This window comes from Mycobacterium sp. IDUB_3 (assembly GCF_055419585.1).
The window spans coordinates 3,345,714-3,370,626 of record NZ_JBVAXZ010000001.1 but is presented as its reverse complement, the minus strand read 5'-3'; the positions used below and the strand labels follow the sequence as shown (position 1 = coordinate 3,370,626).

Genomic DNA, 24,913 nt, shown 5'->3' with positions numbered 1-24,913 from the left:
CCACAACGGGGAGCACCGTGTGTGCGAGACGCGACGACACCGCAGCGCTCCCTGCGAAATGGCGGCGCGCGATATTTAATCGCTGCCGTGCGGTCACCCGGGACAGTGTGCCAGCCGCATCCGTTAAGTGGAGGCAACCATGATGCTCGTCGATCAGCTGGCGCGAGTAGCAGAGATGACCGACCGGTGGATCGGATGGTCCCGGCTTCCCAAACCGTTAGGGCTGGCGGTCCTCATCGGATTGCGGGAGCAGCTGCGGGCCCACAATCTCTACGACACCGGCCGCGGACGCGATGACCGCCCGCCGCCGGGCGACGACATCACTTCCTTTCGCGATGGCCGCACCCTGGATGGGACGAACAACGACCTGCAGTATCCGCTGATGGGATCGTTGGGCAGTCGATTCGGCCGAAACGTCGCCGTCGAATTGACCTATCCCGATGGGCCCGACCGCATCCTGGAACCCAACCCGCGCGTGATCAGCCGACGACTGCTGACCCGCGACACGTTCAAACCCGCCACCACCCTGAACTTATTAGCCGCCGCGTGGATCCAGTTCGAGGTCCATGATTGGTTCAGCCACGGCACCATCAGTGACAATCCCTGGGAGATCCCCATCGAGGCTCCCGATCCGTGGCCCGAGCCGACGATGACCATCAAACGGACGCCACCGGACCCCAGCCCGGACGCGTCCGGGCCGCCGACGTTCGTAACGCAGGACACCCACTGGTGGGATGGATCCCAAATCTACGGCAACACAAAGGGATTCGCCGATGGTCTGCGCACCGGCGAGCTGGGACAGGTCAGGATCGACGACGTCGGCCTGCATCCGGAGGAACTCGAGACCTACCTCGACCCGCACGGCGCGGTCCGGGCCAACTTCTGGGTCGGACTGGCGCTGCTGCACTCGCTGTTCCTGCGTGAGCACAACGCAATCTGTCGCGAGCTGCACCAGCAGTATCCCCAGCTGAGTGACCAGCAGCTGTACGACAAAGCGCGTCTGGTCAACGCGGCGCTGATGGCAAAGATCCACACCTTGGAGTGGACCCCGGCAATCATCGCCCACCCCACCACCGGGTCGGCCATGCGGGCCAACTGGTTTGGGGTGCTCGGGCAGCGCTTCGAGGAGCGCTTCGGCCGCATCACCCCCAACGAAGTGCTGCAGGGCATCCCCGGATCGCCCACCGATCACGACGGCGTGCCCTATTCGCTGACCGAGGAATTCGTCGCCGTCTACCGCATGCATCCCCTGATCCCCGACGACTACACGGTGCGCTCATTGCAAAACGACGAAGAGCTGGCGCAGTACCAACTCCCGGACTTGGCCGTGCCCAACGTTCGAGAGCGCCTGGCGCAGTGGCCGGCCGACGACCTGCTCTATTCGATGGGCGTGGCTCACCCGGGCGAGATCACGTTGCACAACTTCCCCGTCCACCTGCAGGACTTCCACCGGGTCAACGACATTCCCATCGACCTGGCCGCCGCGGACATCCTGCGGATCCGGGAGCGCGGGGTGCCGCGCTACAACACCTTTCGGCGAATGCTCCGACTCAAGCCGGCCGCCACCTTCGAGGATCTCACCGACAACCCGGTGTGGGCCGAAGAGCTTCGCCAGATCTATGGCGACGTCGAACGCGTTGACCTCATGGTCGGCCTGTACGCCGAACCCAAGCCGGCCGGTTTCGGGTTCAGCGACACCGCCTTCCGAATTTTCATCCTGATGGCCTCCCGCCGACTACGAAGCGACCGCTTTTTCACCACCGATTTCACCCCGGCGACGTACACCGAGGCCGGCATGGCGTGGGTACGAACCAACTCCTTGCGCACCACCCTGGTGCGGCATTTCCCAGCCCTGGAGCCCACCCTGCGATCGGTCGACAACCCGTTCGCCCCTTGGCCCACAACGCCCGTACGGCCGTCGACGCGGATCTCCCCGCCGCCGACCACCGCGCGCCGCTACCCGCCGCCACCGGGCACGCAGCCCACCTACGTCCCCTACAGCGACGCGCTCGAACAGCCGGGCGGCGAGGAGGATCGCGAGATCGACGCAATCGTGAAGTCGTTGCACGGCAACAACGAATGGGCGTACAAGAAGTTTCATCACGGGCTGCGCGACGCCCACGCCAAGACGCTGGCTGTGCTGCGCGGTGAGCTCACGGTCTACCCCGACCTGCGTCCTGAGTTGGCTCAAGGCTTGTTCTCTGAGCCACGCAGTTACCCGGTGATCACCCGGCTGTCCACCACCTCCGGGGTCATCCGAAGTGACCAGATACGCGGGGTGCACGGCCTTGCGATCAAGGTGCTACTGGACGAACCCGGCGAGCGCATTCTGGCCGACGATGACGCCGCCACTCAGGACTTTCTGCTGGTGACCCACCGCGAATTCCCCTTTGCCGACGTGCGGGCATACCTGCGCCGGGGCATGCCGCTGGCGTGGATATTGGCTCGGTTGTCCGATCCCGCGCTTACCGCTTTGGGCGCGCTGCTCACGCGGGCCAAGTCCGTCCTGGGCCACGTGGGGATGGCGATGCCCAACGCCGTGGAGATTTTTATCGAACCCAACACCCACATCCTCGGGCAGAATTTCTATTCGTCGGCTCCCATCCGGTGGGGCGATCATGTCGCCAAATTTGAAATTGCGCCGCTGTCGAAATCGGTGACGACGCTAGCCGGCCAGCCGCTGCCGGCCGATGCCGGTTACGACGCTTACCGCAATCAGGTGTTCGAGTTCTTCGCGACGAACAGCGCCGAATTCGAGCTGCGGGCCCAGCTGTGCACCGACCTGTCCAGGATGCCCATCGAGGACGCCACCGTGCCGTGGCCCGAAGAACTCAGCCCACACATCGGCGTGGCCAAACTCAGCTACCCGCAACAGAACCCGGATTCCCCCGACCGGCGTCGGTTCGGCGACGACGTGCTGTCGTACAACTCGTGGCGCGGCCTGGCCGCCCACCGACCGCTGGGCCCCATCAACCGCCTCAAACTCAAGGTCTACGAAGCATCCAGCACGTTCCGCCATGAGAAGAACGATGTCCCCCTCCTCGAGCCAACTGTCGCCGACCTGCCCCATTGACAGCGCTGGCCCGCTTACCGCCTCGACCCGAGCCCACGCGGCACAGGCGGTGAGCAGTGGACGCAGCGTTAATTTGCGTTCACCAGCGAACTCTCTGGGCGACGGAGCTGACGCGGCCTTAGACTTTCCTTCCATGAGCAGCCAGTGGCAGTTGCTGGAACGGCCGCAGGAGCAGGAAGCGATCCGCGGCGCGCTCACCGGCGACGCACAGCGCGGGGTTGTGCTCATCGGTTCCGCCGGCGTCGGTAAGACAACGCTGGCCCGCACCGTCACCGCCACATTGCCCTCGCCCGTGCACTGGGCCGCGTGCACCGAATCGTCCCAAACCATCCCGCTGGGTGCATTCCTGCAGTGGGTGGGGACCACGGGCGCGCGAGATCCGATCGCGTTGCTGGCCGCCGCACGCGAAAACCTCTTGGCCGACACGGAGCCGGTGGTCGGCGTCGACGACGCGCATTTGCTCGACCAACTGTCGGCCACCTTGCTGCACCACATCGCCGCCGAACGCGCCGGCCGCATCGTAGCCACAGTCCGAAGCGGTGAACCCGTACCCGATGCGGTCACCTCGCTGTGGAAAGACGGCTACCTGCAGCGGTTCGATCTGCAGCCGCTGTCGAAGGACCAGAGCATCACGCTGGTCGAGTCGGTGCTCGGCGGCACCCTGGAAGGCTTGTCCGCCGACGTCATGTGGACGGCCTCCGGTGGCAACCCACTGTTCTTGCGGCACATGGTCGAAGGCGCGGTCGAAGCGCGTACTCTGACCGAGGTCGATGGCGTCTGGCAGCTGCGGGGCCCCACCGCCGTCTCTTCCGGGCTGGCCGAACTGATGGAGAACCGGCTTGATCGCGCCGGCGCCGAGGCCTTGGGCGCGCTCCAGTTTCTAGCGTTGTGCGAGCCGCTGGACCTCGATGCGCTCGTCGAGCTGGCCGGCGAAGGTGCCGTCGACGCTGCCGAGCTGCAGGGGCTCATCCGGATTGTGCGTGACGGTCCATTGCTCAACGCTCGCATCAGCCATCCGCTGTACGGAGATGTGGTGCGCCGCCGCACGGGTACCGCATCGGCGCGAAGGCTGCGGGGGCGCATCGTGTCGGTGCTGGCCGGCCGAGACATCACCTCGGCCGCGGACCGCATCCGCCTGGCGCAACTGTCCGTCGACAGCGACCAGGTCACCGACAACGGTCTGTTGATCGCGGCCGCAAAAGACGCCGTCTTCTTGGCCAACCTTCCACTCGGGGAACGCCTGGCGCGCAGCGCATTCGACCACGGCGATGGGCTTCGCGCCGCCGAATTACTATCACGCGCCGTGCTGTGGCAAGGGCGGCCGGGCGAAGCCGACGCGATCCTGGCGCAGTTCGAACCCGACGACCTCGACGAGCTGCAGCTAGTTCTGTGGGGTATCCCACGGCTGTCCACGCTGTTTTGGTCGATGGGCGAAGTGGCCCACGCCCAGGACATCCTGGCACTGATGTGCCAGCGGGTCACCCACCCCGCACTGCGCCTCATCGTGACCGCCACCGGCGCGGCAATGGCGGTGCACCAGAACAAGATTGAGGACGGCATCGCGGCCGCCGAGACCGTACTGGCCGACCCTACGGCACCCAAACAGGCCGTCGACTTCGCCGCGTTCGCCGCTGGTCTGGCCATGCCGGTCGCCGGCCGCGGCGCCGACTTCGAACCGATCGCCGCACGGTGTCGCGCAGAACAGAAGGCGACCGACGGGATGATCCGTTGGATGGTCCGTTACGGCGACATCCTGGCGTTGACCCACACCGGCAGGCTGGATCAGGCCGACCAGCGGGTGGCAGACTACAGCCGGTTTTCCTCACAAGGACAGTTCGTCGGCTGGGCGATAGCGAAAATCATGGCCGGGCTCGTCGCCAGCTACCGCGGGCAATTTCCTCCGGCCATCGACTCCTTCGAGCAAGCGCTCGCCGCGCTGAACGCCGAGCATTCGCTGCCGTGGCGATTGCCCTGTCGGTTGCTGTTGGCCCGGGCCTATGCAGCACTGGGCCGAACGTCAGAAGCCGAGCGGGTGCTGGCCGACGCCAACGAGCACGCCGGTCCCCACCTCGCCTTGCACGAGCCGATGGCCATCATCGCCAAGTCGTGGCTCGCTGCCGCCCGTGGCGGCGAACGCACCGGAATCGATCTGGCGCGCGCCGCCGCCGACACCGCCCGTCGAGCGGGGCAGTACGCCATCGAAGCGGAGGCCCTGCACCACGCGGCCCGCTTCGGGGACCGCTCCGTCGCCGCTCGGCTAGGCGCACTGGCCAAGCAGGTCGACGGTACATCGGCCCTGCTGTATGCCCGCCACGCTGTGGCGGTGGCCGGGTCCGATCCGCGTGCTCTGGACGCGGTGAGCGTCGACTTCGAGCACGCGGGGCTGCTGCTCTCGGCGGCGGACGCCGCCGCCCAAGCTGTCGTGCTCTATGACCGCAGCGGCCACAGCCGGCACACCACCGAAGTCGCGGCGCGGGCACTGCGACTGGCCGCGGTGTGCGGTGGCGCCACCACCCCGGCGATCCGGGCTGCGGTCCGACCCCTTCCGATCAGCTCCCGGGAACGGGAGATCGCGGCCCTAATAGCCGAAGGCTTGTCCAACCGCGAGATCGCCGACAAGCTAACGGTGTCCGTGCGCACCGTCGAAGGCCACATCTACCGCGCTTGCATCAAACTCGACGTCTCCGACCGCGAAGAGCTGGCGGCCATCGTCGCGTGCAATAAAATCAGCTGACTCTGTTGGTTGCGGCGACACTACTTCACCCTGGTGGTAACACCAAGACGTCATCGAGTAGTGCCTGACCGCAACGAAGCCCGCCGCTCCTGCACACCCAGCCGACGTCGCCGCAAATCCCTGGTATCCACGACGTATGAACGGCACGCGGGGCCGTGAATTATCCATGTGCGCAACGGGTTTAGCTCCCACGCTGGTCGCATGTCCCGAATAAGACGCACTGCGCGAACATCGACAGGTGTGGCCAGCCATCAGACCGGTACCGCAGGACTCTTCGCTGCACATCGGGTAGCCCGCTACGCGTGCCCGCAATACCGGTGACTCCGTAAGTTTTCGTCAGACACCGAGCCCACGGGAAACGCAATCGCCCAGGGAGATGAGATGGCATCTACTTCAGGAGCAGTGGCACCACGCCAGAATGCCCCTACACCCACGGCAGCCGTTGGAACCGGCCGCACGCCTGCTTGCCATACGCCGCCGTATCCACCTGCTGTGAGGGGTGAGGCGGCCGCGGCAACGGGCGTCCTCATCGCCCCACCGCAGATCACGACAATCCCGCGCTCCCTTACCATCTCGCCCTGGCAACGATGGTCGCAGCGCTCACTCGCCCAGCGGAGATCGGTTCACCGCCTTCCACAACGGCGCGCAACTTACCTTGAGTGCGCCGCCACGGCTCGTGTTATGGAACGACCGTGAACGGCCTGACCGTAGCCGGTGAATGCGTTGTCCTGCTCATGGTCAGCGTCGGAATGCACCACCTCTGTACATGGTTGGAGCGCTGGGACTACGAACGCCACCGCGAGGATTGAGGCGGTCCTTTCCCCCAGCTGGCCGCCGAGATCTATCGCAGAACCACGCTTTTCGGTCCCGGTCCCGGTCCCGGTCGCGGAAACCGGCGCGGGGTTGCGGAACCGGCGCGGGGTTGCGGGACATGGCACGTGGTTGCCTCAACCGGACCGGGTTGGGCGACTGGCACCTTGACGATCCTGACGATTCGAGTAGTCCGCTACGCATGTTCCCTAACAAAAGCCGGCGTAGACCTAATCGCGTCGACCTGGGAGTGGTTTCCCGACGACAACCATAACAACCTCACAGAACGGAAAACGCAATGTCTAAATTGTCTCCAGGATCCTCGCAGGATCCCTTCGTCGCCTATGCAGACTGCATCCTCGAGGGAGGTACGCTGGCGTGGCGAAACAACAACCCGGGAAATCTGTTACCAGGGAAACTTCCGTACAAGAACGCAATTGGCGTCGACAAGCGCGGGCTTGCGATCTTCCCTGACTACAACTCGGGATGGACGGCGCTGCACGACGTGCTGCGATCCAATGTCTATGGCAGCCTTAGCATCGTCGACGCAATGAAGAAATACGCGCCAGCCAGCGATCCCCGCAACGATCCCGTCGCGTACGCCGCCCGGATTCACCAGTTGACTGGTCTCGACACAACCCGGGTCGTCAAGGCGTTGAGCGATGCCGAACTCCAGAAAATGATGGGCGCCATCAAGCAGGTAGAGGGGTTCACCGTAGGCACGATTCACCACCCGACGGACTCCAATTTGACACCTCAGCTCCGGGACCTTTTCGGCTTGTCCAGCTCCTCGGATGCATCGCATACCTCGAACTCCTCCGGCACGTCGGGTCAGTCGAGCACCCCAGATTCGGCGGATAACTCGGACACCCAAAACAGCTCGGGCAATTCCGAAACCACCGACGCCACAGATAATTCCGATACGTCGGACTCGCAAGACACCGCGGACACATCGGACGCGTCGGATGCGTCGGATGCGTCGGATGCGTCCGACAGCTCGGACACCACAGACACCTCGGACACCTCCGACACGTCGGACACGTCGGACAGCTCGGACAGCTCGGACAGCTCGGACAGCTCGGACGATTCTGAACCTTCGGACAACACAGATAATTCCGATACTTCGGACTCGCCAGACACCACGGACACATCGGGCAGCCCAGACAGCTCCGAAACAACGGACACAGACGATTCCAACACCTCCGACACGCCGGACAGCTCGGATGACTCCGGCGCGTCCGAAACACCGGAGCCCGAGCTTGCCGGTGCCGACACCTAGTCAGACCCGCCGGGCGGGTGCACACGGCCATGAACGACGCGCGTTTATCGGCCACCCGGATAGATCCGGTATCCGCGGCGCCGGATACCGGATCTGCGGTGGCGTCCGCCAATCGGCCTGAAGGCGAACACGTCACGCTGCGCGTGAATCCGGGGCCCTGGACGGCAACCTCGTCCTGTGTTGCGGGGTTTTCCCAGCCCTCGAAGATCGACGACAGCGGGAGCAGGAACTTGCATGGGGACCCACTACTCGGCGATCCATGGCTGGCTGACACCAAAAACGAGTACCGGCCTACGCGTGTGTCCGGCCCGGCTCGGTGAAACCATCGGCTTACGAAATTCGGCCAGGCACTGAATACCTCGCCATAAACCCCAGCGGCAGAAGGTCTGTCGCGCACGAACTTCCGATTGGGGCATTGATCATGACCGCACCTTGGATCGTCGACCACGGCGACAACAGCGATTCCGCCAACGCCGGCGATGATGCCGCCACCTCCACCGACGACAGCACATCCACCGACGACAGCACCGATACCAACCGCGACACCGACACCGACACCGACACCGACACCGACACCGACGACAGTACCGACGCCGACAGTGGAGTCGTGAACGACTCCACCAGCGATACAGTTCCGGCGGAGACTGACGCGACCAGCGACTCTGGGATCGACCCCCTCGAAGCACCGGTACCCCAACCGCAGACATCCGATACGGCTGACCCCGACGCCGGTGCCGACACCACCCAGCCCAGCGTCTCCTCGACAAGCGCGGACGCGCCGGCGGCCGACCCGGGTCCGCCCTACCTGATCGTCGACCAGTACTCGGGCGACAGCGGAATGAATCCACCCTGGAGCGCACTGGTCGCCCAGCCGCAGTTCTATGGGGCCATCATCAAGGCCTGGGAAGGCAAGACTTTCAACGATGGCGGATGGTTCGCACGCAACTGGCCGGCGGTCAAGGATGCAGGCGGATCACGTTATGGCAGTAGTTGGTTCCGTGGCGCGTATCTGTTTCTCAAGTTCGACACGGCGGGTGGCGATCAAGCCGCGGCATACCTGCAGGCTATCGACGCCGCCGGCGGGTGGGACCACGGCGACATCATGCCGATCGTTGACGTCGAGTTGGGCGGCGCCGGCAACGCCAACCACCGCGCCAGCGCGCAGCAGGTCATCGACTGCGTCAGTGCATGCGCACAGAAGCTGAAGTCCGAACTCGGAAGTCGCGTCATGCTTTATGGTCGCGGTGCGATGCGGGATCTCGGAATCACCGACAAGATGGGTTGCGATGTGGCCTGGAACCCTAGCTACACCCAGCAGATGGTCCGCCACGGCCTCGAGGCCTTCCAGCTCGAAGAGATCGTCCTATGGCAGTACTGCGGCGACAACACGTCCTACCTTGCCGGCTATCCACACACTGTTCCGGGCTTCACCAAGATCGACATCAGCGTGTTCGTCATGGGCGCCGCGCGCCCCACTCTCGACGATCTTCGAAATGCCGTCCTCAAGTAGTCCAGACCGCCATCCACTGCGCGGCGTCGCCGGGCCCGGGTGGCGGTGAAAACGACGAATTTCACAGGAGCACAACATGACACACCGAGCAGTCATCGTCGGCGTTAACGACTACACCGGGCAGGCCAGCCTGCCGCCAGGATGGTCGGTGAGCAATCTCAACCGCTCGCTCGACGACGCCGACGCGATGAACACGCTGTTGAGCCAGAGCTTCAATGCCACCGTTATCGCGTCACTGACGGACGGCGCCGCCACGCGTGACGCAATCTACGCCGCGATCAAGCACCTGCTCGCGGTCAGTGACGCAGGCGACGTTGCGACATTCTTCTTCTCCGGGCACGGCGGCCGGTTGCCGGCCGATGAATCGAACCCGCAGCGTTACTACGAATGTTTCATCCCCGCTAGTGGCGCGCCGATTGCCGATCTCGATCTGCATGCGTTGGCCGATTCACTGCAGCCGTCCTTCGTCAACTTCACCGTGATCCTCGACAGCTGCAATTCCGGCGGCATCCATGAGGGTACGCCGGACGAGCCGGTGAAGTCGGCAAGCTACTCCGCCGATGTGGTGCAGTCCTGCGTCAACACCATGTCTGCGATCGTGCCGTGTGGCGTTCTAATCGCCCCGGGGAGCACCGCTTTCGACGGCAACGTTTCCAACGTCGCCGGGCAGGGTAATGGCGTGGTATGCAGCGTCGACGACAATAAGGCTCTCGTTGCGGGGTCTAAATCGTGCGTGGTGGCGGCGTGCCGTTACGACGAGTCCGCGTGGGAAGCCGATACCCACAGCGCGCTCACTCAAGCATTGGTCAACGTCGTCGCATCGTCGGGCGCCGACATCAGCTATCTCGATCTGATCGACAAGCTCCGCGACGAGGTTCAAAACAACCTCGGCAAGTCGCAGACGCCAACTCTGCTGGGCCAGCAAAACCGGATGGACGAGAACTTCCTTGTGGGCTGGAACACCTCCAAACCCGAACAGTTCGATAATGATGTGATGTCCGACGATGTCGAGCAGGGTATCGAGTATTCCAGCCCCTAGAGGCGTTCCCACGCAAGATGATTCGGCGCCAATAAGCTTTCAGAAAACCCGGTTCGGTTGGTCAGCCGACGACCGAGCTCAGATCCATCAATCACAAGGGTTTTGGGCGTTCGTTTTGATGGAATTTCAGGAATCTCCCGCCTCCCCAGCGGCCGGATCGCCGCCCGAGGGCGTCGCCGAACCATCTGCGGAAGTGTCTTGCGGTCCAGTATCCGTCGCCGGCCGCACGACATCGGGCGCATCCGCTGGCGGGAGGACGGGCAGGTGGCTGCACAACAGCGCGACGACCTGCATACCCGGTCGCGAATAGGTCCATGTCCCATCGGAAGTAGTGGTCGAGGCGCCCGCCAACGAGAACGGGCCAACGAAGTCGCTGCCGCTCAAAGACGCTTGGTCCTGACCACTCCATTGCACCGAGATATTGAGATCTTTGACCACGACAATCGCGATCGGGAGACCGTACATCAGCGCAGCTTCACCCTGGGTGACCGCAACGTTCGGTGCCGGCAACAGGCCGCCTCTCGGCATGCCCGGCACGTACCAATTGGGGTCGGCGAGGAAAACCCCGTCCCAGGTAGAAACGCCTGCGGCCGCGAAACCGATGGTTGCCGACATGTATTTGAAGGACACCGACATGCTCGACGTTGGGGGCGGCGGGGGCGGCGGCGGGGGTGGCGGCGGCGGCTGAAAGATCGGGCCATGCCAGATAACCCGATCTGGCCTTATGCGCGAGGCGCCGGAGCCGGGTAGCGCCTGAGGAAGGAACCGAATGGCTTGCCGCACGCCTGCAGCGTCGACGGCGGCGGGCTGGGCCGCAGCCGGCCGGAACGAAAGTGCCGCTACCACAGCAGGGTTGAGTTTAACGGTCGATGTTGCCGCGACTGGGCTCTCCGTCGCTGCGGTCACCAGCGCCGGATTCAATTCATGAAGATATGTCAGGTTCTGGATGGGGGCAGCCTGCTCCTCCGCGGGCTTGATCGTCCATAGGTACGGGTTGACAGCCCGCTGGAGCTGCAATCGCGGGCTGCTGCTCTCCGCCGGAGTGGCGTTTTGTATCTGCGTCGAATCGAATGTGGACCAGTAGGTCGAATCCGGCAAGACCCAGTCATCCGGCACGCAGGCGAATTCGGGCGTGACGCCGGCAGGGCCCAGCAGCCCCTGGGCCATCGCGATTTCGGAGTTGATGCGCGTCCAGACATCGCTCCCGACTGGGGCTGTCGGTCGGGCAGCGGACACGGCGAGCCGATAGATCTGGCTCGCCGTGCCGTAGTAGAGATCCTGTCCGTGGACGGAATATTGCGATGGTGACATCAGGTAGGGCGCATCGAAATTCGGCACCAGGAATGCGGCCAAACGGGTTGGATTGACCACACCGCCCTGCACGATGTCGTCCGGCGTCGGCAACGCGAAGGGCAGGAAGACCAGCGAGATGTTGGTGTTCCCGGTTGCGAACGCGTGGACGAAGACATCCGTCACCTTCTCGCCAACCGTTGCGAGGGTGTCCCCGCCGGCCATGCTGCTCAGCTCCCCGGCGCCGGTGTGGCTCCGGCCCCCGCCATCGCCTCCGGCGAGTTCGCCGAAGTCGGCTTCGGCAGCGTGGGGTCGTCCATCAGCGGGGCCGCGGGCTGAATTTGCCCGATCCACCCGGCGATCTGCGAACCCAGCAGTTCTAACGTTCCGCCCTTCTTACCGTCGGACGTGAATGTGAAACCCGAACTCGTCTGCTGCGAACCGAAGGCACCGGAGGATTGCTGGTCCTGGTGCTGGGCCGAACCCTTCATGAACAGGTAGCCTCCGGATACCGCGAGCGAGTTCGAACTCGACTGTCCCGAGCCCTGACTCGCTTGCGCCGCCTGACTGAAGCTGGTGCCGAAATCACCCCAGTCGTCGCAGGTGATCTTGACGTTGCGGACGATGAGGAACCCTTTGGGCAGCATAGGCAGAATCGCGGGACACTTATCTCCGATCTGATTGGCAACGGTCCCGTCGCTGATGCTGTTGGCGCGCTGGCCTACCAGATACCAGCCCTTGAGGTTGAAGATATCGCCGAGGAACCATGGGCGCTCGATAGTCGCGATGAAGTACTCCAGCGAGACCGAAGCAGAGCTCGAATTATCTTGGTGGCTAGTCCAATTGAATTGGTTTGCATTGTTGCCGAAGGCGTTGGACGCATCAGCGTGACTGCCGCTGGCGGAGGCGCTGTAAATACCTACGTTGAACCCGCCGCTGGCACTGTTCGACTCCGACTGCTGCCGCTGCCAGTTGCTCGCGAAGGAACCCGTCGCGGAATTCGTTCTTGCGTCATGGGCCTGGCTTGTTCCAGTCAGCTTTTGGACACCGAAGGATTCGTCGGTGTAGTCCCACCACGACATCGGGCTGATATAAGACCAGGGAACGTTGGCCGAAATGCCGCCGGCCAGCTGGACCTGAAAGGCGTCATACAGCTGGCGCGCCAATGCAGCCAGTGCAGTGATCGCGCTTTCTCCTTGCGTCGCAATCGTATCGAGAGCGTCCTGCACCTGCTGGCGACCCATGCTGTTGAAGTCGTTCAGCGCCTGGGTGACTTTGTTTGCATAGCTGCGCGCCACAATCGGCCACTCCTGTCCTGCGACGGGATCGGCCATCGCCTGCGCATAGGCACTCGCCTGCGCGGCGATCGCGTCGGTCCACGCCTGCTGATTGCGCCGGAACTGTGCGTAAAGCGGCGTATAGCCGATGCGGTTTCCGTTGGCGTCCTTGATGTACAGGAGATCCTGCGCCGCGGCTATCTTATCGAGGACCGCTTGGGCCGGAGTCGACTTGTCCATCGGCTGCATGCCCTCGACCACCGTGAAGTACTCAACGCTGACGTTTCGATCAGGCCAAGCCGTTGCGACGCCATTCTGCGTCACTTCCAGCATCTGGTCGACAAGCTTCGACGTAAAGAATGCTGCCTGAATGGACGCCTCCATCTGCGGGTCGGGCTTCGCCGGCGGCGGATACACGGAACCAGGCGGCCCCGCCGGCGCAGTCGTGGACGTGGCTTGGGCCGGCGCGGAAAACGCGCCGTCGTTGCTGAATTGGCTCGAAGAATCTCCCCCCGCAGGCGTCCACGGATTGGCGAACATCTTGGGGTCTATCGGATATCCGGTCGGCATGTGCATATACACCGCCGAACCGAGCGGCTTGCCATCGGGGCCGATCTGACTTGCAGCGACTTGATTTTCGATCTGATCCAGCGCGTCGAGCAAAGCTTTTGTTATGCAGCCAACACTGCTGAGCTGCGATACTCCGTCTGGCATGGGAATCTCCTCGTGATGCCTGAGCGTTTCCTAACGCCCTGTTGTCGCCCCGATGGGCGCTAGCGACTATGCAACTCCGCGTAGCCGTCGCGGGCACGAGTAGTGGACTACTCGATCCCGCGCTCACTCGCCGCCATTCGACCCACGCGCTCTTGATTGACGATCACCGCAACAAGATTCGGCCAATGGCGCACGCCGCGCCACCGGTCCCGGGACCACCTGGGTGAAGGTGATGGGAGGCGGCGGCGCGGCGTCAAGAGCGGACGGCTGAGTGTCACGGAATCGTTTTGTTGGACTTCCAGTCCGCGATCAACTCGTTTGAGGCTTCGAAATGCATGCCGTCAGGTGTGGGAAAGGCGGCGCCCCAGAAGAATCGCTCCGCGTGCATGAACGGCGCGAGGTCGACCAGGCCCTGCTGCACCGTCGTCGATCCGCGCGGCGTGAGCTGCCCGCCGATGGTGATGTCGATGGCCGTTCCCCACGAGTGGTTGGAGAAGTTCGTCGTGGAACCGCGCACATGACGTACGCACAGCATGCCCGCCGTACCCAGCAGTGCGTACAGGTCGGGCCGGGCCGATTTGACCGCCGCGAAGACGCGGGTGAGCGCGTCCACCGCCGGCACCAACCCGGTCACCCGGAACGGGCCGACGCTCGCGGTTTTCATCAACTTCTGCAGCGCCGGCGACGGTGTCCCACAGCTGTCCTGCGGGGTGCCGGGGACGCCGAGCGCCGACAACATCGTTGCCTGCGACGCGGCGCTGACCCCGGCATCGATTCCGCTCGGGATCGCGACCATCTTCTTGTAGTCGACGTTCACAGATGGGTCGCCGTTGGCCGTCGTCTCGTTATTGTTAGTATTGTCAACGGTATTCGATATGTTCGAGGTGTCGTCGACGGTCGACGTGTCCGAAGTGTCGCCAGTTGATGCATCGCTGGTGTCCGACGTGTCCGACGTGTCCAAGGTAGCCGCGCTGTCGTCGCCGTTCGACGCGTCCGTCGTGTCCGTCGTGTCCGAAGTGTCCGAAGTGTCTGAGGTATCGGCCGTTGACGTATCGCTGGTGTCCGACGTGTCCGACGTGTCCGAGGTATCGGCCGTTGACGTATCGCTGGTGTCCGACGTGTCCGAGGTGTCCGCGCTGTCGTCGCTGTTCGACGTGGCGGCGGTGTCATCAGCGTTCGATGCGTCCGTCGTGTTCGCGGTGTCCGAGGTATCGCCCGGGAATGTATAGGTGGTGTCGGTGCTATCGCCACTACCGGGATCGGTCATGACGTCGGTCAAGCCGCCGTCAGCATCTTGAGACATTTGTGTTCTCCCTTCGAGGGTTCGGCTCCATCCACCGGAAGTCACATCATGGCCACCGGCTTCAGCCGACGACGATCGTTTCAGCGCGTGACGTCGATATCGCGCGTAGTGCACTACTCGTCGTGCCGAGAGCCGGCAACGCGTGTCAGAACCGGATCGGGACTTCCGCATTCCCAGGACGGCGCGGTCCGCCGATTCGAGTAGTCGACTACGCGCGTCACCCACCCTTGTGCCGTTGATGATTCAGAGGTAAGGGACGATCAGGAGGAGCAGCATGTGCCAGACACCGCCGCGACCATGGCGAGACTTCGTGCGCCCCTGGCGCGTGGCGTTGGTGGTGGGTGCCGGTGGGCTCATCGTGGTGGGCGTCGTAACGAGCGGCCACGTGACCGGCTTGACGCTGATTACCCTGGGCTGCGTCGTGGTGCTGACCGCGGGAGTGATGCCCGCCATTACCCAGCTCGAATACGGCATTCCATCGCTGTTCAAAGTCGTTGTCGCGGTGGCAAATCGTGGCGAGGAGCTACGCCGCGAGTTAAGCGAGCAACGCCCTCAACTTCAGGTGACCGCCAACCTGCTGTGCGACGACCCCGCGCTGGCTAATGACCTGCTCAGCGCCGCCATCGCAGAGGCAACAAAACGCTGGCGTGGCCCAGTCAGCGCAGCGACGGAGGTGTACGCACTGTGCTGGTTCGTCCATCGGCTCAAGGCATACAGCCGGCTCACCGGCAGCCCACCGCCCGACACGTTCCCCACCGCCAACCGGGCGCTGGCGGGCCTGTCACAGACTGAGCGGATCATCATGGTTCTCACCGTATACGCCGATTTGTCGGTCGAAGACGTCGCCGACATGGTGAATCTGCCGCCGGTTGAGGTGGACGCTCACATCGCGCAGGCCGAGGCGGTGCTGGACGCCGCCGACGTTCGGGGCGGGGACCGCTGATGCCCAATCCAGCCCTGTACGAGGCGTTGGAAACCGCCGCCCGGGAACGCATCGACAGCCATCCGCTCGACGTAGAGCGGGCGGTGCGAATCGGATTGCGCCACCTGAGAATTCGGATGCTCATCACTTACACGACTGCGCTCGCCGCCGTCTCGGTTCTGGCGGCGGCTGCAATCGTTACGCATTTCGTCCTCACGGCGCCTCCGCACCTCAGTGCCAATCCCGTGCCCACAACTACACCTACAATCGAAACATCAAGCACCACAACCAATCCCACTACGACCGAAACGCCGAGCACCACACTCAACCCCACTACAGCCAACGGCAACAGCGGTGTGAAGCCGCAGTCGCTGACCGCGATCAAAGTTTCGCCCACCGAGGCCACATTGGTTAGAGGGTCAACACAGCAGCTAAAAGCCACCGGGACTTACAGCGACGGCTCCGCCCGTGACATCACCAACGCCGTCGACTGGACCTCCGATGACCCCGGAGTCGCGGCGGTTGATCGCGATGGGCTGGTCACCGCTGTGGATGATGGTCGTGGTCGGCCTCCACGAAGAACCGAAATACGGGCAACCATCGCAAACCAGTCGGTCTCGGTCGCGATCACCCTCATGCCGCATGACCTCACCGGCATCACCATCGACCCACCGACCATCCAGAGTTGCGCAGGCTCCTACACCCTGGCCGCGAAGGGTAGCTACTCCGATGGCACTACCGCTGACCTCACCGACGTCCAATGGGCCACCGACAACAGCGATTTCACGTCGATCAGCCAGCAAGGACAGCTGACCATCAAGATCCCGCGCCCCAACCCCACGCTCAGAGCGTTACCGCCACCAAGCGTCCTCGCCGTCATCACCGCGACAGCGGCGGGGCAGACGGGCCGGGCGGTCGTAAAATGCGTTCGCTCGGAAATATCGACCACAAGCCCTCCGCCCACGTCGCCGCCCACCCCGACCACACCGCCCGCGGCCGCGCCGCCCACCCCGACCACGCCGCCCGCACTCCCGACGCCGACACCGCCGTCTAGCGTCGCCACCGTGCCCCTTCGCTAGCCGTCTGGCCCAAGCGTTCTTGTCGATACCGTTTCCCACACCAGCCGTCGCCCAGTGTTGCCGGCCGGTGCCTTCGGGATCCGGTGCGCCGGTCACCAGCTACCGGGGCTGGCGCGCAGCGCAACTCGAGGAGAGTTGTCTGGCGGTTTTGATCGCTCTACGGAATCTGGCCGTTTAACGATTCAATTGCGCTGGTGCTACTGATGTTCCAGGCCCGAGTAATGCAAACGGTCGCCTCAGTTCTCGCGCGGCGGCCGTTGGTCGTTGGGATCGTTCGGGTCGGGCTCACCGAACCAGCGTGACGGTTCGTGCTCACCGTACGCGTCGTGCCAGTCCCACCACTCGTAGGGAGCGGTCTGCGGGTAGCCCGGCGGCGAATCCTCCCAGTTCTCCTGGCGTCCCAATGCGGTCATGTCGAGGAAACTCCATGTGGTTCCGAGCGCCTCGTCGCCGCGGTTGTTGATGAAGTAGGTGCGGAACACCCGGTCGCCGTCGTAAATGAAGGCGTTGGTGCCGTGCCATTCGTCCACCCCGAAATCGGCGTCGAAGTCATCGGTGATGGTGTACCACGGCATCTTCCAGTCCATCCGCGTCTTGAGCCGCTCGATATCGGCCTGCGGGGCGCGCGAGGCGAACACCAGCGTGGTGTCGCGGGCGTTCAGGTGGGCCAGGTTGCCGACATGGTCGGCGATCATCGAGCAGCCCCGGCACGCGTGGTCCGGCCAGCCGTCGATGTCGGGTCCGTAGAAGGCGCGATAGACGACGAGCTGACGCCTGCCCTCGAACAGACCCAACAGGTCGACCCTGCCCTCGGGACCGTCGAACTCGTACCGCTTGTCCACGGCTGTCCACGGCATCCTGCGTCGCATGGCCGCGAGTGCGTCGTGGGCTCGGGTGAGTTCCTTCTCCTTCGCCAGCAGTTGCTGGTGTGCACCCGCCCACTGCTGGGCGGACACGATCGGCGGTGTGTTCACGTTGTGTGCCTTTCGGTCTCGGATGTTCAGGCCAGCGGCGAGAGGCCGGCGGCGGTGAGCAGGTAGGCGTCCTGGCCGGTGGCGCCGCCGGTGGCGATCTCGAGCACCGACTTGCCCACCTGCTCGGCGGCGAGCGAGGGCCCGCTGGCCTGCACGAAGGAGTCGACGTCGACACCTTGGCGGTTGGCGTAGGCCGCGACGGCGGCCGCCCCCAGGTCGGTGGCCGGCGTCAACCGCGGCAGCACGGCGGTGAACCTGATCCCGAGCCCCGCACGCTGCGCTTCGATGCCGGCGTAGCTGGTGATGAACCTGACGGTCGCCTTCGCGCCCGCATAGCCTCCCGACAGCGGCGACCCGTTCAGCGCGGCGCCGCTGGACATCACGATCACGGAGCTACCCGGGGCCAGCGGGCGCAGCAGAGTCTGGCGAACCCAGTGAAACGCCTGCGCGACGTCGGAGTTCCAGTTCTCGCTGAAAGTCGCCCAGGTCTGTTCCTGTAGCGGCAACATCGGCGGCGTCGCGCCGGCGCACAGCACCAGCGTGCGCGGCCGGTACTCGTCGATCAGCCGTTCGGCCGTCGCCGGATCGGCGGCGTCCGCCACCACCGGCGTGAAGGCGTCGCCGAGCTGGGTGCGCACCTCCTCGAGTTGCGATCGGGTGCGGGCAACGCCGACGACGCGCACACCGGCGGCCGCCAACGCGGAGGCGATGGCACGGCCGAAGCCGCGGCCGGCTCCGGTCACGATCGCGAGGGTGCCGGCGAGCCCGTCGGTGTGGGCGGTGCGGGGCTGGTTCATGGTCGTTCTCGCTCTCTGAGGTGTTCTGCGGCCGTGGCCGCGGCTTCACCAATTCAGATACGACGCGGCATCTGGATTCATCGCGCGCGGACCGATGAATTCCGAGGGCGGGACGTCTCTAAGGGAGTAGGTTCCCTCGCAGCCGAAAGGAGTAGGTCGTGCCGGCGCAGGAGGATTTCGTCGAGCGGGCGGCGCCTTTTCGGGCCGAGCTGATCGCGCATTGCTACCGCATGCTGGGCTCGGTGCACGACGCCGAAGACCTGGTCCAGGAGACGTATCTGCGGGGCTGGCGTGGCTATCCGGCGTTCGAGGAACGCGCGGCGTTGAAGACGTGGCTGTATCGGATCGCGACGACCGCCTGCCTGCGGGCGCTGGAGAACCGTGCCCGCCGCGTGCTGCCGATGGGCGTGGGGGACGGCTCGATCGACCCGGACGCCGATTTCGACGCGAGGGTCGGCGCGCACGCCTGGCTGGAACCCATTCCCGACGCGCTGATGTTCAAGAGCCCCGAAGACGACCTCGCCGCCAAGCAGAGCGTGCGGCTGGCCGTGATGACGGCCCTTCAGGAGCTTCCGGCGCGGCAGCGCGCGGTGTTGATCCTGCGCGACGTCGTGCAGTTCACCGCGGCCGAGGTGGCCGAGCTCCTTGATACCACGCCCGCGGCGGTCAACAGTTCCCTGCAGCGCGCCCGGGCCCACCTTGCCGAGCTCTCGCCCGCCGAGGAGAGCATGTCCGAGCCCGGCGATGCCGAGCGCCGCGAATTGCTCGACCGGTATTGCGCGGCATTCGAAAACGCGGACATGGCGGCGCTGACGGCGCTGCTGCAAGCGGACGTCAAACTCGAAATGCCGCCGATGCCAGTGTGGTTCACCGGCCGGGACGCCGTGCTGCGATTCCTCGCCGACCGTGCCCTGGCCCGGGCCGGCGATATTGTGATGATCCCGACGGCCGCGAATTCCCAACCCGCCGTTGCCGAATACCGGCGCAGCGCCGACGGGGCGATGCGGGCCCATTCCATCCACGTGTTGACCACCGGAGCCACCGGCATCGCGAGCATCACCGTCTTCCTCGACGCCGGGTTGTTCCCCACGTTTGGTTTGGCGGCAACCCGGTAACCTCTGAGCAGGGACGTAATCGCACCCCTTGCTCTCTAAGGGAGGCCCGACCTGCATCGTCATCGGCGTCGTCGCACGGTTTCACCTTCCCGGCCCACGTGTGGACAGGTCCTCCACACGTCAGGATCATTAGGCGCGGTAGACGTAGTGAAGGGTGACGAGTGAAGATTCCCGGCGTTTCCAGCGTCGTCGCTGGCGTAGCTGGCGGAGCCGCGCAGGTAGTGCGGGCAGGTGTGTCCACCGCGGCCGGGGCCGCGGGCGCGGTGCAGGCGTTGGCCAGCCCGGTGACCGGACTCGCCGGCCCGGTCATCCAGTCGGTCGCCCAGACGACGGGACGCGCGATCGGGTTGGACAGTTCATCCAACGGCTACCCCGGCACCGTCATGCCACCGGTGCGCTGGCACAGCGGGCACCGCGTACACCTGGACTTGGATCCACTACTTCCGTTCCCACGCTGGCATGAGTACGCGCCCGCCGTGGAAGAGCCGGTGCGCCGAATCCCAGGTGTGACCAAGGCGCACGTCGAGGGTTCACTCGGCCGCCTGGTGGTCGAACTGTCCGACGACGCGGACAACGACGCCGTTCTGGACGAGGTGCGCGCGACGGTGGCCTCGATCGCCTCCGACATCACATGGTCCAAGTCGGAATCGCCGCCGCTGTCCGCGCCGTTCGCCGACCCGGGGAACCCGTTGGCGATTCTGGTGCCACTCACCGCGGCGGCAATGGATCTCGTCGCGATGGGCGCCGCGGTCACCGGATGGGTGACCCGACTGCCCGCAGCGCCGCAGACCACCCGTGCCGCGGCCGCGCTGATCAATCACCAACCGCGCATGGTCTCGATCCTGGAGGGCCGGCTGGGCCGGGTGGGCACCGACCTCGCCCTGGCCGCGACGACGGCGGCCGCCCACGGATTGACCCAGTCGTTCGGCACCCCGATGCTCGACCTGACGCAACGGACCCTGCAGGTCTCCGAGGCGTCGGCGCATCGGCGCGTGTGGCGCGACCGCGAGCCGCAGCTTGCCTCTCCCGACCGGCCGCAGGCTCCGGTGGTCCCGGTCATTTCCTCGGCCAAGTCGGAGCTGCCCCGGCACAGCTGGGCCGCCGCGGCGGCCGGTGACGCCTCCCACGTCGTGGTCGGCGGAACGATCGACGCCGCGATGGACAAGGCCAAAGGCTCGATGGCCGGGCCGGTGGAAAGCTATGTCGATTCGGCGGCCAACGGCTCGCTGATCGCCGCGGTCAGCGCGCTGGTCGCCGGCGGCGGCACCGAAGACGCGGCCGCCGCCATCGAGGCCGGGGTGCCCCGCGCCGCGCACATGGGCCGCCAGGCGTTCGCCGCGATTCTGGGTCGCGGGCTGGCCAATTCCGGGCAACTGGTGCTCGACCCGGGCGCGCTGCGCCGCTTGGACCGGCTGAAAGTGGTCGTCATCGACGGCGCTGCGCTGCGCGGCGATCATCGCGCGGTCTTGCATGTTCGCGGAGACGCTCCCGGCTGGGACGACGACCGGGTCTACGAGGTGGCCGACGCGCTGCTGCACGGCGAGGAGGCGCCCGAGCCCGACCCTGACGAATTGCCCGCGACCGGCGCGCGACTGAGATGGGTTCCGTCCCAAGGGTCGTCGGCGACGCCGGCGCAGGGCCTGGAAAAGGCCGACCTGGTCGTCGACGGCGAATGCGTCGGCAGTGTCGACGTGGGCTGGGAGGTCGACCCCTACGCGATTCCGCTGTTCCAGACCGCGAACCGCACCGGTGCGCGAGTGGTACTGCGTCATGTCGCGGGCACCGAAGACCTCACCGCCAGCGTCGGCACCACGCATCCGCCCGGCACGCCGCTGCTGAACGTGGTCCGGGAGCTGCGCGCCGATCGCGGACCGGTGCTGCTGATCACCGCGCTGCATCGGGACTTCGCCTCGACCGACACCCTGGCCGCGCTCGCGATTGCCGATGTCGGTGTGGCGCTTGACGATCCGCGCGCCGCGACGGCATGGACGGCGGACATCATCACGGGCACCGATCTGGCCGACGCGGTGCGCATCCTGTCGGCCATCCCGGTGGCCCGGTCGGCCAGCGAGTCGGCGGTGCACCTGGCGCAGGGCGGCACCACACTGGCCGGCCTGCTGCTGGTCACCGGTGAGCAGGAGGCAGGCGCCAGCCCGGTGAGCTTCCGGCGCTGGCTCAACCCGGTCAACGCCGCCGCGGCCACCGCGCTGCTGGCCGGAACCTTCTCGGCCACCCGGGTGCTCCGACTGCCCGACCCCACTCCGCAACCGCTGACCGCCTGGCACGCACTGGATCCCGAGATCGTGTACTCGCGGCTGGCCGGCGGCGCGCGGCCGATGGCCGTCGAAACCGAGCCGTCCTGGCGGCGCCGTCTCGACGACCTTTCGTACAGCCCTGCGCTGGAACCCCTGCGCAAGCCGCTGCACAGCGTGGCCCGGCTGGCGTCGGCCACCCGGACTGAACTCGCCGACCCGCTGACCCCCATCCTGGCCGTCGGCGCGGCAGCGTCGGCCATCGTCGGCAGCAACGTCGACGCGCTGCTGGTGGCCGGCGTCATGACCGTCAACGCGATAACCGGCGGGGCGCAACGGCTGAGGGCCGAGTCCGCCGCCGCCGAGCTGTTCGCCGAGCAGGACCAGCTGGTGCGCCGGGTGGTCGTCCCGGCCGTGGCGACGACGCGCCGCCGGCTGGAGGCCGCGCGGCACGCGACCCGCACCGCGACGGTGTCCGCGAAGACCCTGCGGCCCGGTGACGTCATCGACCTGGCCGCACCCGAGGTGGTCCCCGCCGATGCCCGCCTGCTGATCGCCGAAGACCTCGAGGTCGACGAGTCCCTGCTGACCGGCGAGTCGCTTCCGGTGGACAAGCAGGTGGACCCAGTCGCCGTCAACGACCCCGACCGCGCCAGCATGCTGTTCGAGGGCAGCACGATCGTCGCCGGGCATGCCCGGGCGATCGTCGTCGCAACCGGGGTCGGCACAGCCGCGCACCGCGCGATCTCGGCGGTCGCCGACGTCGAGACGTCAGCCGGAATCCAGGCCAGGCTGCGGGAACTGACCAGCAAGGTGCTGCCGCTGACGCTGGCGGGCGGCGCGACGGTGTCGGCGCTGGCGCTGCTGCGCCGCGCGCCGCTGCGCCAGGCGGTGGCCGACGGCGTCGCGATCGCGGTGGCCGCCGTCCCCGAGGGCCTGCCGCTGGTGGCCACCCTGTCCCAGCTCTCGGCGGCCCAGCGGCTGACCGCGCGCGGGGCCCTGGTCCGCGCACCGCGCACCATCGAGGCGCTGGGCCGCGTCGACACCATCTGCTTCGACAAGACCGGCACGCTCACCGAGAACCGGCTGCGCGTGGTGTGCGCCGTGCCCGACGACGTCGACCCGCACGAGCCCTTCCCGAAACTGACCGCCCCGGAATCCTCCGGCCTGCTGCGGGCCGCGGCGCGCGCGTCCGCCCAGCCGCAGGAAGGCCAGGGCCACGCGCACGCGACCGACGAGGCGATCCTCACCGCGGCGAGTTCGCTGAACGGCCATGGCGATTCGGACTGGGAGATGCTCGCGGAGGTGCCGTTCGAGTCCAGCCGCGGCTTCGCCGCCGCGATCGGCACGGTGGGTCACGACAACGGCCACCCCGCCGACGCACCGGTTCTGTTCCTCAAGGGGGCCCCCGAGGTCATCCTTCCGCGCTGCAAGTTCGCCGACCCGGACGCCGACCGGAAGCGGGCCGAGGCGGTGGTGCACGGTCTGGCCGAGCAGGGGCTGCGGGTGCTCGCGGTGGCGCAGCGCGGCTGGAAGCACGAGACCGACGACGACGACACCGACGCCGACGCCGTGGATGCCGCGGCCAAAAACCTCGAGCTGCTCGGCTACGTCGGCCTGGCCGACACGGCCCGGGCGTCGGCGCGCCCGCTGATCGAGGCGCTGGTGGACGCCGAGCGCGACGTGGTGCTGATCACCGGCGACCACCCCGTCACCGCGCGGGCGATCGCGCGGCAGCTGGGTCTGCCCGAGGGCGCGCGGGTGGTGACCGGCGCCGAGCTCGCCGGTCTCGACGAGGACGCGTGCGCCCGGTTGGTCGCCGATGTGCAGGTGTTCGCCCGGGTCAGCCCGGAGCAGAAGGTGCAGATCGTGGCCGCCCTGCAGCGCTGCGGGCGGGTGACCGCGATGGTCGGCGACGGCGCCAACGACGCCGCCGCCATCCGGATGGCCGACGTCGGTATCGGGGTGAGCGGTCGCGGTTCGTCCGCCGCGCGCGGCGCCGCCGACATCGTGTTGACCGACGAGGATCTCGGCGTGCTGATGGACGCCCTGGTCGAGGGCCGCAGCATGTGGGGCGGAGTTCGCGACGCCGTCACGATCCTGGTCGGCGGCAACGTCGGCGAGGTGTTGTTCACCATCATCGGGACCGCCTTCGGCCAAGGCCGCGCGCCGGTGGGGACGCGGCAGCTGCTGCTGGTCAATCTGCTCACCGACATGTTCCCCGCCCTCGCGGTCGCGGTCACCTCGCAGTACGTCGAGCCCGACGTCGCCGAGTACGAATCCGCCGAGGCCGCCGACGAGGCGCGCCGTCTGCACCGCCGCGCGGTGCTCACCGGACCCACACCGTCGCTCGACGCCCCGCTGATGCGCCAGATCGTGACCCGCGGCGCCGTCACGGCCGCCGGGGCGACGGCCGCCTGGGCCATCGGGCGTTGGACGCCGGGCACCGAACGCCGCACGGCTACAATGGGTTTGACCGCACTCGTGACGACGCAGCTGGCGCAGACACTGCTGACCCGCCGGCACAGCCCGCTCGTGGTGGCGACCGCCCTGGGCAGCGCCGGCGTGCTGGTCGGCATCGTCCAGACGCCGGTGCTCAGCCAGTTCTTCGGGTGCACGCCGCTGGGGCCGGTGGCCTGGTCGGGTGTGCTTGGTTCGACGGCCGGTGCCACCGCAATCTCGGCGCTGGCACCCAACTGGCTGGCCAAGCAGGTCGCCGCCCTGGAGCCCGGCGACGAGTGAGCC

At 66.2% G+C, this 24,913-nt stretch carries 15 protein-coding genes and 1 pseudogene; 11 read left to right on the top strand and 5 right to left on the bottom strand.

Annotated elements, in window-relative coordinates:
• Nucleotides 1-175: 175 nt before the first annotated feature.
• The 6 genes and pseudogenes from ACZYVJ_RS15585 to ACZYVJ_RS15560 form a co-directional block, all read left to right on the top strand.
• Nucleotides 176-1,927 (top strand): annotated as a pseudogene (locus ACZYVJ_RS15585) (peroxidase family protein); the annotation flags it as partial.
• Nucleotides 1,928-3,073, top strand: coding sequence for a catalase family protein (locus tag ACZYVJ_RS15580; RefSeq protein ID WP_463833011.1), 1,146 nt, complete (start codon nucleotides 1,928-1,930; stop codon nucleotides 3,071-3,073).
• Between the two features lie 133 nt (nucleotides 3,074-3,206).
• Complete coding sequence (locus ACZYVJ_RS15575; RefSeq protein WP_463831842.1) at nucleotides 3,207-5,807, top strand: helix-turn-helix transcriptional regulator; 2,601 nt, start codon at nucleotides 3,207-3,209, stop codon at nucleotides 5,805-5,807.
• A gap of 1,108 nt (nucleotides 5,808-6,915) precedes the next feature.
• The gene (locus ACZYVJ_RS15570; protein ID WP_463831841.1) at nucleotides 6,916-7,896 is read left to right on the top strand and encodes a hypothetical protein; all 981 of its coding nucleotides are present in this window, start codon (nucleotides 6,916-6,918) and stop codon (nucleotides 7,894-7,896) included.
• A gap of 421 nt (nucleotides 7,897-8,317) precedes the next feature.
• Nucleotides 8,318-9,406 (top strand): GH25 family lysozyme, encoded by a 1,089-nt coding sequence (locus ACZYVJ_RS15565; protein ID WP_463831840.1) that lies wholly within the window; start codon nucleotides 8,318-8,320, stop codon nucleotides 9,404-9,406.
• Between the two features lie 76 nt (nucleotides 9,407-9,482).
• Nucleotides 9,483-10,445: a caspase family protein gene (locus ACZYVJ_RS15560; protein WP_463831839.1), complete on the top strand. Its 963-nt coding sequence runs from the start codon at nucleotides 9,483-9,485 to the stop codon at nucleotides 10,443-10,445.
• A 126-nt stretch (nucleotides 10,446-10,571) separates the two neighbouring features.
• Here the strand turns inward: ACZYVJ_RS15560 and ACZYVJ_RS15555 are convergent, their stop codons facing one another.
• The 3 genes from ACZYVJ_RS15555 to ACZYVJ_RS15545 form a co-directional block, all read right to left on the bottom strand.
• Entirely contained in the window at nucleotides 10,572-11,960 is a 1,389-nt protein-coding gene (locus tag ACZYVJ_RS15555) for a hypothetical protein (RefSeq protein ID WP_463831838.1), read from the bottom strand.
• A 5-nt stretch (nucleotides 11,961-11,965) separates the two neighbouring features.
• On the bottom strand, nucleotides 11,966-13,726 hold the full coding sequence (locus ACZYVJ_RS15550; RefSeq protein WP_463831837.1) for a hypothetical protein: 1,761 nt from the start codon (nucleotides 13,724-13,726) through the stop codon (nucleotides 11,966-11,968).
• A 274-nt stretch (nucleotides 13,727-14,000) separates the two neighbouring features.
• Nucleotides 14,001-14,543 (bottom strand): M15 family metallopeptidase, encoded by a 543-nt coding sequence (locus tag ACZYVJ_RS15545; RefSeq protein ID WP_463831836.1) that lies wholly within the window; start codon nucleotides 14,541-14,543, stop codon nucleotides 14,001-14,003.
• A gap of 58 nt (nucleotides 14,544-14,601) precedes the next feature.
• On the opposite strand from ACZYVJ_RS15545, the gene ACZYVJ_RS15540 reads away from it, so the two are divergent.
• From ACZYVJ_RS15540 to ACZYVJ_RS15530, 3 genes are all read left to right on the top strand, one after another.
• Entirely contained in the window at nucleotides 14,602-14,955 is a 354-nt protein-coding gene (locus tag ACZYVJ_RS15540; RefSeq protein ID WP_463831835.1) for a hypothetical protein, read from the top strand.
• A 348-nt stretch (nucleotides 14,956-15,303) separates the two neighbouring features.
• Entirely contained in the window at nucleotides 15,304-15,972 is a 669-nt protein-coding gene (locus ACZYVJ_RS15535) for a sigma-70 RNA polymerase sigma factor region 4 domain-containing protein (RefSeq protein ID WP_463831834.1), read from the top strand.
• Nucleotides 15,972-17,030, top strand: a complete 1,059-nt coding sequence (locus ACZYVJ_RS15530) for an Ig-like domain-containing protein (protein WP_463831833.1) — start codon at nucleotides 15,972-15,974, stop codon at nucleotides 17,028-17,030. Before ACZYVJ_RS15535 ends, ACZYVJ_RS15530 begins: the two co-directional genes overlap by 1 nt.
• Before the next feature lie 236 nt (nucleotides 17,031-17,266).
• On the opposite strand, the gene ACZYVJ_RS15525 is transcribed toward ACZYVJ_RS15530, so the two are convergent.
• Nucleotides 17,267-18,004: a DUF899 domain-containing protein gene (locus ACZYVJ_RS15525; protein WP_463831832.1), complete on the bottom strand. Its 738-nt coding sequence runs from the start codon at nucleotides 18,002-18,004 to the stop codon at nucleotides 17,267-17,269.
• Between the two features lie 26 nt (nucleotides 18,005-18,030).
• Nucleotides 18,031-18,801, bottom strand: a complete 771-nt coding sequence (locus ACZYVJ_RS15520; RefSeq protein ID WP_463831831.1) for an SDR family oxidoreductase — start codon at nucleotides 18,799-18,801, stop codon at nucleotides 18,031-18,033.
• 158 nt (nucleotides 18,802-18,959) lie between these two features.
• On the opposite strand from ACZYVJ_RS15520, the gene ACZYVJ_RS15515 reads away from it, so the two are divergent.
• Both ACZYVJ_RS15515 and ACZYVJ_RS15510 read left to right on the top strand, forming a co-directional pair.
• Nucleotides 18,960-19,916, top strand: coding sequence for a sigma-70 family RNA polymerase sigma factor (locus ACZYVJ_RS15515; protein WP_463831830.1), 957 nt, complete (start codon nucleotides 18,960-18,962; stop codon nucleotides 19,914-19,916).
• A gap of 161 nt (nucleotides 19,917-20,077) precedes the next feature.
• Nucleotides 20,078-24,910, top strand: a complete 4,833-nt coding sequence (locus ACZYVJ_RS15510; protein WP_463831829.1) for a cation-translocating P-type ATPase — start codon at nucleotides 20,078-20,080, stop codon at nucleotides 24,908-24,910.
• Nucleotides 24,911-24,913: the final 3 nt, after the last annotated feature.

What these genes read in the sequence shown, in the direction of transcription:
- ACZYVJ_RS15575 (WP_463831842.1), top strand. Translation starts at nt 3,207, where the DNA reads ATGAGCAGCCAGTGGCAGTTGCTGGAACGGCCGCAGGAGCAGGAAGCG.
- ACZYVJ_RS15570 (WP_463831841.1), top strand. Translation starts at nt 6,916, where the DNA reads ATGTCTAAATTGTCTCCAGGATCCTCGCAGGATCCCTTCGTCGCCTAT.
- ACZYVJ_RS15565 (WP_463831840.1), top strand. Translation starts at nt 8,318, where the DNA reads ATGACCGCACCTTGGATCGTCGACCACGGCGACAACAGCGATTCCGCC.
- ACZYVJ_RS15560 (WP_463831839.1), top strand. Translation starts at nt 9,483, where the DNA reads ATGACACACCGAGCAGTCATCGTCGGCGTTAACGACTACACCGGGCAG.
- ACZYVJ_RS15555 (WP_463831838.1), bottom strand. Translation starts at nt 11,960, where the DNA reads ATGGCCGGCGGGGACACCCTCGCAACGGTTGGCGAGAAGGTGACGGAT.
- ACZYVJ_RS15550 (WP_463831837.1), bottom strand. Translation starts at nt 13,726, where the DNA reads ATGCCAGACGGAGTATCGCAGCTCAGCAGTGTTGGCTGCATAACAAAA.
- ACZYVJ_RS15540 (WP_463831835.1), top strand. Translation starts at nt 14,602, where the DNA reads ATGTTCGAGGTGTCGTCGACGGTCGACGTGTCCGAAGTGTCGCCAGTT.
- ACZYVJ_RS15535 (WP_463831834.1), top strand. Translation starts at nt 15,304, where the DNA reads ATGTGCCAGACACCGCCGCGACCATGGCGAGACTTCGTGCGCCCCTGG.
- ACZYVJ_RS15530 (WP_463831833.1), top strand. Translation starts at nt 15,972, where the DNA reads ATGCCCAATCCAGCCCTGTACGAGGCGTTGGAAACCGCCGCCCGGGAA.
- ACZYVJ_RS15520 (WP_463831831.1), bottom strand. Translation starts at nt 18,801, where the DNA reads ATGAACCAGCCCCGCACCGCCCACACCGACGGGCTCGCCGGCACCCTC.